The 10,205-nt window shown below is 65.8% G+C and carries 11 protein-coding genes; 2 read left to right on the top strand and 9 right to left on the bottom strand.

All coding sequences use genetic code 11. The features are described 5' to 3' along the window. On the top strand, nt 1-1,005 hold a 1,005-nt coding region (locus tag GTP90_RS33205), incomplete at its 5' end, for an MFS transporter (RefSeq protein ID WP_161087519.1). On the opposite strand, the gene GTP90_RS33200 is transcribed toward GTP90_RS33205, so the two are convergent. Both GTP90_RS33200 and clsB read right to left on the bottom strand, forming a co-directional pair. Then, nucleotides 1,002-1,385 carry an RNA-binding S4 domain-containing protein gene (locus tag GTP90_RS33200; RefSeq protein ID WP_161087518.1) on the bottom strand — a complete coding sequence of 128 codons (384 nt, stop codon included), beginning with the start codon at nt 1,383-1,385 and terminating at the stop codon, nt 1,002-1,004. The two genes, GTP90_RS33205 and GTP90_RS33200, sit on opposite strands and share 4 nt — an antisense overlap. Then, nucleotides 1,382-2,545, bottom strand: a complete 1,164-nt coding sequence (gene clsB, locus GTP90_RS33195; RefSeq protein ID WP_161087517.1) for a cardiolipin synthase ClsB — start codon at nt 2,543-2,545, stop codon at nt 1,382-1,384. Before clsB ends, GTP90_RS33200 begins: the two co-directional genes overlap by 4 nt. Before the next feature lie 88 nt (nt 2,546-2,633). Between clsB and GTP90_RS33190 the strand changes: the two genes are divergently transcribed. Then, entirely contained in the window at nt 2,634-3,428 is a 795-nt protein-coding gene (locus GTP90_RS33190; RefSeq protein ID WP_161087516.1) for a substrate-binding periplasmic protein, read from the top strand. 14 nt (nt 3,429-3,442) lie between these two features. Here the strand turns inward: GTP90_RS33190 and GTP90_RS33185 are convergent, their stop codons facing one another. The 7 genes from GTP90_RS33185 to GTP90_RS33155 all read right to left on the bottom strand — a co-directional run. Next, nucleotides 3,443-4,258: an endonuclease/exonuclease/phosphatase family protein gene (locus tag GTP90_RS33185; RefSeq protein WP_161087515.1), complete on the bottom strand. Its 816-nt coding sequence runs from the start codon at nt 4,256-4,258 to the stop codon at nt 3,443-3,445. A gap of 59 nt (nt 4,259-4,317) precedes the next feature. Then, nucleotides 4,318-6,270 carry a M10 family metallopeptidase C-terminal domain-containing protein gene (locus GTP90_RS33180; protein WP_161087514.1) on the bottom strand — a complete coding sequence of 651 codons (1,953 nt, stop codon included), beginning with the start codon at nt 6,268-6,270 and terminating at the stop codon, nt 4,318-4,320. Between the two features lie 94 nt (nt 6,271-6,364). Then, nucleotides 6,365-6,823 (bottom strand): dihydroneopterin triphosphate diphosphatase, encoded by a 459-nt coding sequence (gene nudB, locus GTP90_RS33175; RefSeq protein ID WP_161087513.1) that lies wholly within the window; start codon nt 6,821-6,823, stop codon nt 6,365-6,367. A gap of 49 nt (nt 6,824-6,872) precedes the next feature. Continuing rightward, nucleotides 6,873-8,672, bottom strand: a complete 1,800-nt coding sequence (gene aspS / locus GTP90_RS33170; RefSeq protein ID WP_175048335.1) for an aspartate--tRNA ligase — start codon at nt 8,670-8,672, stop codon at nt 6,873-6,875. Nucleotides 8,673-8,721: 49 nt separating this feature from the next. Further along, nucleotides 8,722-9,348: a DUF502 domain-containing protein gene (locus tag GTP90_RS33165; RefSeq protein ID WP_161087511.1), complete on the bottom strand. Its 627-nt coding sequence runs from the start codon at nt 9,346-9,348 to the stop codon at nt 8,722-8,724. 60 nt (nt 9,349-9,408) lie between these two features. Then, nucleotides 9,409-9,696 carry an FmdB family zinc ribbon protein gene (locus GTP90_RS33160; RefSeq protein ID WP_161087510.1) on the bottom strand — a complete coding sequence of 96 codons (288 nt, stop codon included), beginning with the start codon at nt 9,694-9,696 and terminating at the stop codon, nt 9,409-9,411. A gap of 73 nt (nt 9,697-9,769) precedes the next feature. After that, the coding region (locus tag GTP90_RS33155) for a class I SAM-dependent methyltransferase (RefSeq protein WP_161087509.1) at nt 9,770-10,205 on the bottom strand (436 nt) is incomplete at its 5' end.

Here is a 10,205-nt window from a genome sequence, read left to right as displayed (position 1 = left end):
GGCTGCGCCGCCATGCTGGGCCTGGCCTGCTCGCCGGCGCTGGGCGCGCTGGCCGACGCCTCGCTGGGCACGCTGTCGCCGGGGCGCCGGCTGTGCAACCTGGCCGCCTTCAGCCTGTTCTGGACCATCTTCGAATGCGCCGGCATCAGCGCGGTGTCGCTGTTCACCGGCCTGGTCAACGACGTCGTGCCGCAGGGTTTGCTGGGGCGCTTCTACGCGGCCTTCCGCATTGTCGGACTGGGCGTGGGCATCGCCTTCAACACCTGGGTGTTCGCGCTGACCGACCACTACCTGAGCGAGATCCTGCTGGCCATCGGCCTGGTGTTCGGCGTGGCGCTGCTGTTGGTGTGCCTGATGGTGCGCGAGCCGCCCTGCATGGATCTCGACAACGCGCCGCGCCCGGCCGGCTGGCGCGCGCTGGCCGTGCCGCGCGCCCACGTGCTGGCCTGCTTCGCGCACCGGCCCTTCCTGTGGGCGGTGGCGGCCTTCATGCTGGCCAGCGTCACCTTCAGTCCGTTCAACACCTTCTACCAGTACTACGCCCACCTGTCCGGCATTCCGAAATCGACGCTGGGCACGCTGACCGCGTACGGCTACGCGGTGTCGATCCTCTCCGCCTTCGGCATCGGCTGGCTGGTGGACCACTACGGCGCGCTGCGCGTGTCCAGCCTGATCATGGGCGCGTACGGCGCGGCCGCCGCGCTCGGCTACCTGAGCCTGGGCGATCCGTCCTGCTTCCCGTGGTTCTACCTGGCGCATGTGGTGGTGTCGGGCGCCTGGTTCACGGCGGCGGCGTCGCTGCCGATGGCGCTGTTCCCGAAGGCCCGGTTCGTGCAATACAACTCGAGCAAGGATTTGATGGTTGTGCTGGGCAATATCGTGGTCAGCGGCGTGCAGGGGCCGGTGCTCGACCTGTCCGGCCACGACTACCGCCTGACGCTGCTCAGCGGCGCCGTGTTCGCGCTGCTGAGCCTGATGTGCCTGGCGCGCCTGCGGGCGGACTAGTCGTAGCCGCCGGCCTTGCCCAGCTGGCGCCGGTCGCGCTTGGTGGGACGGCCCTTGATGTCCGCGCCTGGCTCGCGGTACAGGCGGCGGTTCTCGGCCACGTCGGCGCGGCGCGCCACGCTGGCGTCGGTTTCCTCGTACAGGTTGCGCGCGATGGGCGCGGCGGCCCGCACGTCGGACAGGTTCATCACGTCGACCTCCCAGCGGTCGGAGCCGTTATCGATGTCCAGCGTGTCGCCGATGCGCACCGCGCGCGCCGGCTTGACCTTGTCGCCGCCCAGCTTGACCTTGCCGCTGTCGACCGCCTCGGTGGCGAGCGAACGGGTTTTAAAGAAGCGCGCGGCCCACAGCCACTTGTCCAGTCTGACACTTTCGCTCAAGCGTATTTCCCCACTGCGAAGACCCGCATCAGCATCTTGTACGCGAAAAACGCGACCTCGTAGCCGATGCGGCGGAAGCGGCCGACGTGCTTGATGTCGGCCGGGTTGACCAGCACGCCCTCGGCGATGGCGGCCTCGATGTGCTGGCGCAGGTTTTGCGCGAACACCGCGTCCTTGATCACCACGTTCGCTTCCTGGTTTAAAAACAGGCTCAGGCCGTCCACATTGCTGGAGCCCACGGTGGCCCAGTCGTCGTCCACCACGGCGACCTTGGCGTGCAACTGGGTCTTGTGATATTCCACCACTTTGACGCCGGCCGCCAGCAGTTTCGGATAGAACGAGTGCGCGACCGCGTCCTGCAGCCAGATCTCGCCGACGCCGATCAGCAGCGTGACCTCGACGCCGCGCTCGGCGGCGGCGGCCAGCGCGTGGCGGAACTTGGCGCCGGGCGCGAAATACGGATTGGCCAGCAGCACGCTGTGGCGCGCGCGCCCCAGCGCCTGCAGGTAGGCGCGCTGGATGGTGCGGCGGTTGCGGAAATTGTCGCGCACCACAAAGCCGGCCTGCACCATGTTCTGCGTGGCGATCTTGTTCACCTTGCGCATGTCGCGGAACAAGCCGATCCGCTTGATGATGCCCAGCCGGCCGAGCCGGCGCCACTGCGTCAGCGCCTCCAGGTGGATGGCCGCCACCAGCGGCCCGCGCACCTGCACCGCGAAATCCCAGCGCGGCGCGACCAGCTCGATGGAGCGGTTGCGGTCGCAGAACATGTCGTCGTTGATGTTGATGCCGCCCACGTAGGCCACCTGGCGGTCGACCACGCAGATCTTGCGGTGGGTGCGGGTGACGCCGCGCTTGAACCACGGATTGAACACGCGGTGCTCGACGCCGGCCGCCACCAGCTCCACGTGCATGCCGTTGACCTGGCGCCGCCCGGTGCCCCACCAGTCGGTGATCATGCGCACCTGCACGCCGCGCCGGGCCGCGTTCATCAGCGCCGCCATCACCATTTTGCCGGTGTCGTCGGCCGCGAAGATGTAGGTCTCGAAATACACCTCGTAGCTGGCGGCGTCGATGGCGGCGACCAGGGCCGGAAAGTAGTCGGCGCCGGTGTGGAGCAGCGTGACTTCGTTATCGGCGATGAAATTAACTGTGCGCATGGCTGGATTCTACCCTTGAGTTCCAAAATACGGCGCGAAACAAGTCTATAATAAATTGCAACCCCAGTGGGAATGGAGCGCCCGGAGCATGCGTAGCCTGTCGATGATGATGCTGTTGTCCTGCCTGCAGCCGGCGGCGGCCGCCGTGCTGGCCGATTGCCCCAAGGTGGTGGTGTCCGCCGACCCCGACTATCCGCCGCTGCACTGGTACGACGGCAAGACGCTGCGCGGCCCCAGCATCGAACTGGCCACGCGCATCCTGACCGACCTGAAGATCCCCTACGAAGTGCGCTACGTCGGCCCGTGGAAACGCGTGCTGGCCACGGCGGCGGCCGGCAAGATCGACCTGGTGGCGACGCTGAAGATCCAGCCCGAGCGCGAACGCTACCTGGACTTCGTGCGCACGCCGGCCTTCCCCAATCCGGTGGCGGTGTTCGTGCCGCGCCAGCACGCCTTCATCTTCAACACCTGGCAGGACCTGGCCAGCCACAAGGGCGGCATCGCGCTCGGCAACACCTTCGGCCGCGAGTTCTCGGCGTTCTCCGCCGCCCATCTGCGGCTGGAGGAATCGGGCACGGCCGACAGCAACTTCCGCAAGCTGGGCCTGGGCCGCATCGATTATTTCGTCAGCGGCCTGTTCACCGGCGAGGCGTGGCTGGCGCGCCACGGCGGCGGCGCGCAGTTCATGGCGATGCGTCCCTTCCTGACCGAGGACAAGAATTATTTCGCCTTCGCCAAGCTCAGCCCCTGCACCCGCCACCTCGACGCCTTCGAGGCGCGGCTCAAGGAACTGGTGGCCAACAAGACCAACCTCGTCATGCTGAACAGCAGCCTGCAACAGCTGGACGTCAAGCTCGACAGCGCGACGCTGGTGCGCAAATAATCGTCCGCAATACCTCAGCGCAGCGCCAGGCTGGCGACGATGGGCGCGTGGTCGGACAGCTTGGCCCACAGGCTGCCGTGCATCACCTCGGCCGTCTCGACCTTGAAGCCGCGCACGTAGATGCGGTCCAGCCGGAAGAACGGCAGCGCCGCCGGAAAGGTGCGGGCCGGCGTGACGCTGGCCTTGCGGCGCAGCGTGCGCACCAGCTCGTCGAGCGTGGAGTTGGAGCCGATCTGGTCGAAGGCCTCGACCACGCCGAGCGCGTTGCGCAGCTCGGCGCTGAGGGTGTTGCGCCAGTCGTTGAAATCGCCGGCGATGATGACCGGTTCGCCGTCCGGCGCCGAGGCCCGCACGGCCGAGATCAGCGCCTGGGTCTGGCGGCGGCGCCCGGCCTCGAACAGGCCCAGGTGCACGACGTAGCAATGCACCGCGCCCTTGGGCGTGTTGAGCACGCAGTGCAGGATGCCGCGCTGTTCGTAGGCGTGGTCGGAGACGTCGTGGTTGGCCTGGTTGGCGATCGGGAAGGCGCTCAGCAGCGCATTGCCGTGGTGGCCGTGGTCGTACACCGCGTTCATGCCGTAGGCGGCGTGGGCGTGGCGCGACTCGCCGGCCAGGTACTCGTGCTGCGCGGCGGCCGGCCAGTGCTTGTGGCCCAGGTGCTCGGCGCCGTACTTGGCGGCGTTCAGGTCATGCTTGCCCTGCACCTCCTGCAGGAACACCACGTCGGCGTCGAACAGGCCGATCGCCTGCTTGAGCGCCAGCACCCGCGGTTCGCTGCGGATGGCGGACACGCCCTTGTGGATGTTGTAGGTCGCGACTCGGATTTTCATCCCTGTATTCTAACCCTGAGTCCGGAATTGCGGCGTATGCTGCCGCACACAACGCGGGCCTAGGCCCAGGCGTGCTCGAGCGTGTTGGTGCCGACCAGCACCACGTCCTGCGGCGCGGCGCTGGTCTGGACGCCGCCCGCCAGCGTGGCCACCGTCTGCATCACCGTGGACTCGTAGGCCAGCACGCTGGTGTTCTGGTCGACGTGGGTCAGCAAGGCGCGCGCCACGGACGCCGCGGCGCTGCCGGAGTAGCCGGCCAGTTCGGCAGGCGTATCGAGCAGCGCCGTGAAATTGGAGGCGACCACCAGGCGGTTGTTCACCAGCGCGCCGTCGATCAGGCCCTGGGCGCTGGTGTTGTGCTCCGCGCCTTCCAGCACGCTGAGCGCGGCCAGCGGGCGCGGCATGCCGGCCTTGAGCGTGTTGACCCAGTAATTCACGCCCTGGTCCGTGGCGCGGCCCAGCACGTGGGCATAGATCGCGGTCAGGAAATCCAGGTCGCTGCCGTTGCCCAGCGCGGCGGGATCGGAGCTGAGGGCGAAGTTGTCCACCATCGCCTTGACCGTGGCGTTGGTGTAATACGCCATGATGAAGTCCCCGGTCGTGCTCGGCGCGTGGGTGGTCATCATCTGGGTGACCATGCTGTTCAGGCCGCCGGGGTCGGCGGGATTGCCGAAATACGCGATATAGAATTTCTGCGCCATCGCCACATAGGGCGCGCGCGCCGCATCCTCGTCCACGGCGGCCTGGCTCAGCGCCATGGTGCCGTCGGCGAACGCCAGGCGTTCGATATTGCTCAGGGTGTCGCTCTGGCCCGGATCGCTCTTGGACGTGACCGTATAGCCGGCGCCGCTGGCGGCCATCGTGTAGCTGCCGAAGGAACCCGTGTAGATGGCGGTGTCGATGCCGGCGCCGCCGTCAATGATGTTGTGGCCGCCATTGCCCTGCAGGTGGTTGGCGGCGCTGTTGCCGATCAGCGTGTCGCTGCCGCTGCCGCCGATGGCGTTCTCGATCACCGTGCCGTAGGCGATGGCCAGGTTGTCGGTGCCGTCGTAGGTGGGCACCGGCGGATCGGTCTGCCAGTTGATGCCGGCGCCGGTGTCGGACGGAATGTGGATGGACGAGTAGTGTCCCTGCTGCAGGTCGATCAGCGAACCGTTGCTGAAGTTGGCGATCGAAATGGTGTCGTTGCCGCCCGCGTCCCAGATGGTGGTCAGGAACGGCGTGGACGGATCGAAGGTGTAGGTGTCGTTGCCGGTGTGGTAAGTGGTGTTGGCGCCGTACAGGTATTGCATCGCCGCGATGTCGTCCAGCATCGGCGCGTTCGGCACCACGGTGTAGGACTTCCACGAGGCCGAATTGGCGGTCTCGGTGACGCGGACAAACAGGCTGTGCGGCGCATCGTCGTAGGCCATCAGCGAGTACTGGCGGGTCGAGTGCGCCGGATCGACCGGATTGTCCTCGAACGGATGCTTGAGGCCGAGCGCATGGCCCAGCTCATGCACCAGCGACATGTAGTTGTACGAGCCCACCGACCAGTCATTACTGCTGAGCGCGCCGTCCGCGTCAGTGCTGATCCAGACGTCGCCGCCGGACGGGTAGGTGCTGCTCGGGAAGCTGGCCCAGCCCCAGGCGCCGCCGCCGTCGCTGGCGGTCTCGCTGGCCGAGGTCCAGGCCAGGCGGATGTCGCCAACCGAGGTGGTGGTGTCGGCCACCAGCACCGGCTTGACGTTGGCGACATTGGCCCAGGCCTGCAGCGCGGTCTGCGCCGCCGCCTGCTGCACCGTGTTGAGGCCGTAATGCTGGCTGGCGTGCGGCTCGTCCAGGTCGGAGTAGCTGCCGCCGCCCGGCCCGCTGAAGACGGCCGAGCCGAAGGCAAACGGGAAGCTGTAGGTGACCGTGGCGCCCGTGCCGGCGCCGCCGCCCCACTTGTAGCCGCTCAACAACGCATCAATGGTCAAGGTGCCGGAATCGAAGACAAACGAGGCCGGGCTGGACTTGGTGGGGCTGGTCATGCGGGTTCTCCTGGAAGCGGGCCGTCAGACGGGCCTGCCTCTTGATTCTATGCAAAAAGAACCGGAATGAACAGGAAACCCGCGATCTGAAAAATTATGCCGTACGGCAATATCTTGGCAATTGTAATATAGCTTCAGCGTTGGAGGAAGAAAAGCAACGGTCGGCCGCCTCCAGCCAGGGCAGCCAGACGTGGTTCAGGTGTTCGCGCGGGGCCAGCGTGACGGCGATGTCGCGCGGGACCTCGACGCTGAACACGTGCTCGGTGTTCTCGGTCACGCCCGGCGCGTAGCGGTGGCGCCACACCGGGTAGATGGTGTAGACGTTGGACAGTTGCCAGTCGCGCAGCACGATGGTCTCGCCGTCGGCGACGATGCCGGTTTCCTCGAACAGCTCGCGGCGGGCGGTGTCGGGCAGCGGCTCGTCGGGCGCGTCCAGCGAGCCGGTCACCGACTGCCAGTAGCCGGGCCGGTCGGCACGCTCGATCAGCAGCACTTGCAGGTCGGCGGTGTGGATCACCACCAGCACCGACTCGGGAATCTTGTAAGGCTTCATGGTTCGGATAAAAGAAAAGGCGCCGAAGCGCCCTTTCCATTGCAAAGATTTAGCTTGCCACTTTCGGCTCGGCCGCGCGCAGACGGATGTGCAGTTCCTTCAACTGCTTCTCGTCCACTTCCGACGGCGCCTGGGTCAGCAGATCCTGCGCGCGCTGGGTTTTCGGGAAGGCGATCACGTCGCGGATCGAATCGGACTTGGTCATCAGGGTCACGATACGGTCCAGGCCGAATGCCAGGCCACCGTGCGGCGGCGCGCCGTATTGCAGCGCGTCGAGCAGGAAGCCGAACTTCAGGCGGGCTTCGTCGGCGTCGATCTTCAAGGCGCGGAACACTTTCGACTGCACTTCCTCGCGGTGGATACGGATCGAACCGCCGCCCAGTTCCCAGCCGTTCAGGACCATGTCGTAGGCCTTGGCGATGCAGGCGCCCGGATTGGTTTCCAGCCAGTCTTCGTGGCCGTCCTTCGGCGCGGTGAACGGGTGGTGGGTCGCGGTCCAGCGGTCGGACTCTTCGTCGTATTCGAACATCGGGAAGTCGATCACCCACAGCGGCGCCCAGACGTCGTCGAACAGGCCGGCCTTCTTGCCGAATTCCGAATGGCCGATCTTGACGCGCAGCGCGCCGATGGCGTCGTTGACCACCTTGGCCTTGTCCGCGCCGAAGAAGATCAGGTCGCCGTCTTCGGCGCCGGTCAGTTCCAGCACCTTGGCCAGCGCGGCGTCGTGCAGGTTCTTGACGATCGGCGATTGCAGGCCGTCGCGGCCCTTGGCCTTCTCGTTGACCTTGATGTACGCCAGGCCGCGCGCGCCGTAGATGGCGACGAACTGGGTGTAGGCGTCGATTTCCGAACGTGGCATGTCGCCGCCCTTCGGTACGCGCAGGCCGACCACGCGGCCGTTAGGCAGGTTGGCGGCGCCCGAGAACACCTTGAAGTCGACGTCCTTCATCACGTCGGTCAGGTCGGTGAATTCCAGCTTGACGCGCATGTCCGGCTTGTCCGAACCGTACTTGCCCATCGCTTCGGCGAAGTCCATCACCGGGAACGGGTTAGGCAGCTCGACGTTCATGGTGTTGCGGAACACCTTGCGGATCATGTCCTCGAACAGGTCGCGGATTTCCTGTTCGGTCAGGAACGAGGTCTCGCAGTCGATCTGGGTGAATTCAGGCTGGCGGTCGGCGCGCAGGTCTTCGTCGCGGAAGCACTTGGTGATCTGGTAGTAGCGGTCGAAGTTGGCCACCATCAGCAGCTGCTTGAACAGCTGCGGCGATTGCGGCAGCGCGAAGAAGTTGCCGGCGTTGACGCGCGACGGCACCAGGTAGTCGCGCGCGCCTTCCGGGGTCGACTTGGTCAGCATCGGGGTTTCGATGTCGATGAAGCCCAGGTCGTCGAGGTACTTGCGCACTTCCATCGTGACCTTGTAGCGCAGGCGCAGGTTGTTCTGCATCTGCGGACGGCGCAGGTCCAGCACGCGGTGGGTCAGGCGGGTGGTTTCCGACAGGTTGTCGTCGTCCAGCTGGAACGGCACGGCCACGGAGGGGTTCAGCACTTCCAGCTGCGAGCAGATCACTTCGATCTTGCCCGATGCCAGGTTGGCGTTGACGGTGCCGGCCAGGCGGTCCTTGACCACGCCGGTGACGCGCAGGCAGAACTCGTTACGTACGGCCTCGGCGGCCTTGAATACTTCAGCCTGTTCCGGATTGCAGACGATCTGCACCAGGCCCTCGCGGTCGCGCAGGTCGATGAAGATCACGCCACCGTGGTCGCGGCGACGATGTACCCAGCCGCACAGGCTGACAGTTTGGCCAAGCAGCGCTTCAGTGGTGAGGCCGCAGTAGTGAGTACGCATTGAGGACATGTTTATTTCTCGGTTCAGGTTAAGTTACTCAGTTAATCTTTTATTTGCCGGCGGTGTCGATGATCTTGGGCGCGTCTTCCGGCGCCACCACACCCATCGACACGATGTACTTCAGGGCGGCATCCACGGACATGTCGAGCTCGACCACATCCTTGCGCGCCATCATCAGGAAAAATCCCGACGTCGGATTCGGCGTGGTCGGGATGTAGACGCTGACATAGTCGCCCACCAGATGGTTCTTGACGTCGCCGCCGGGGGTGCCGGTGAGGAAGGCGATGGTGTACGAGTTCTGGTGCGGGTACGGAATCAGCACCGCCTTGCGGAAAGCGTTGCCGGACGACGAGAACAGCGTGTCCGACACCTGCTTGACGCTGGAATACAGCGAGCTGACGACCGGGATGCGGGTCAGCAGTTTTTCCCACAGCTTGACCACGTAGTTGCCGACCAGGTTGTTGGTCAGCAGGCCGGTCAGGAACACGATGAGGATCGTCAGCAACGCACCCAGGCCCGGCAGGTCGAAGCCGATCAGCTTGTGCATATCCGCCCGCCATTCCGTCGGCAGCAACAGCAGCGACTGGTCCATGGTGCTGATGACCAGGTTCAGCACCCAGGCGGTAATCGCCAGGGGCACCAGGACCAGCAAGCCGGTAATGAAATATTTACGCATCGATTACTCTTGGAGTGGGTGTGGCTGCGGTGGGCTTCAGCCCGCGTTTTATTCCCGCGTTTATTCCGACTTCGTGCCGCCGGACGGGGCGGCCGGCGCGGCGGCCGGCGTTTCCGTCGGCGCAGGCGTGGCCGGTCCGGTCGCGGTCCCGGTCGCCGGCGGCGTGCCGCCACGGAAATCGGTCACGTACCAGCCCGAACCCTTCAACTGGAAGCCGGCGGCAGTCAATTGTTTCTTAAACGTTTCTTTGCCGCACGACAGGCAAACAGTCAGCTGCGGGTCGGAAATCTTCTGCAAGACATCCTTGGCAAAACCACATGCCTCGCAGCGGTAGGCGTAGATCGGCATCTATTACTCCGCAAAAATCATCAAAACCCTGAATTATAAAGCTTTTTGCCGGCAAGCTGCCTGTTTCCCGCCATCAGCTGCCGAATTCGCCCCGGCGGCGCCAGATCATCCAGCGTTCCTTGTCCTTGAACACGGGGATGGAATCGCTGACGGCGTCGTCGGCGATGCACTCGAAGCCGGCCAGCAGCAAGGCGTCCAGCTCGGCGCGGGCGATGCCGAACGGCGGGCCCTTGGGCGCGTCGTCGAAGAAGAAGTAGCCGGCCAGCAGCGCGCCCGGCGCCAGCAAATCCGCCCAGCGCGCCGCCACCCGCGGCCGCATCGCGCGCGGCAAGGCGCACAGGAAGGCGCGCTCGTAGATCAATTGCAGCGGCTGCTGCGGCTGCCACGTGAAGAAATCGGCCTCGACCACGCGCGCCGCGTGCGGGCCCACCGCCGCCTTGCCGGCCGCCACCGCCGCCGGCGAGAAATCGATGGCGACCGCGTCCCAGCCGGCGCCGGCTGGGACGCGG

Origin of the sequence: Duganella vulcania, assembly GCF_009857655.1 — a bacterium.
In the GTDB taxonomy this organism is placed as follows: Bacteria; Pseudomonadota; Gammaproteobacteria; order Burkholderiales; family Burkholderiaceae_D; genus Rugamonas; species Rugamonas vulcania.
Note: the sequence above shows the minus strand (reverse complement) of the source record. Positions and strands in the feature narration are given on the sequence as shown.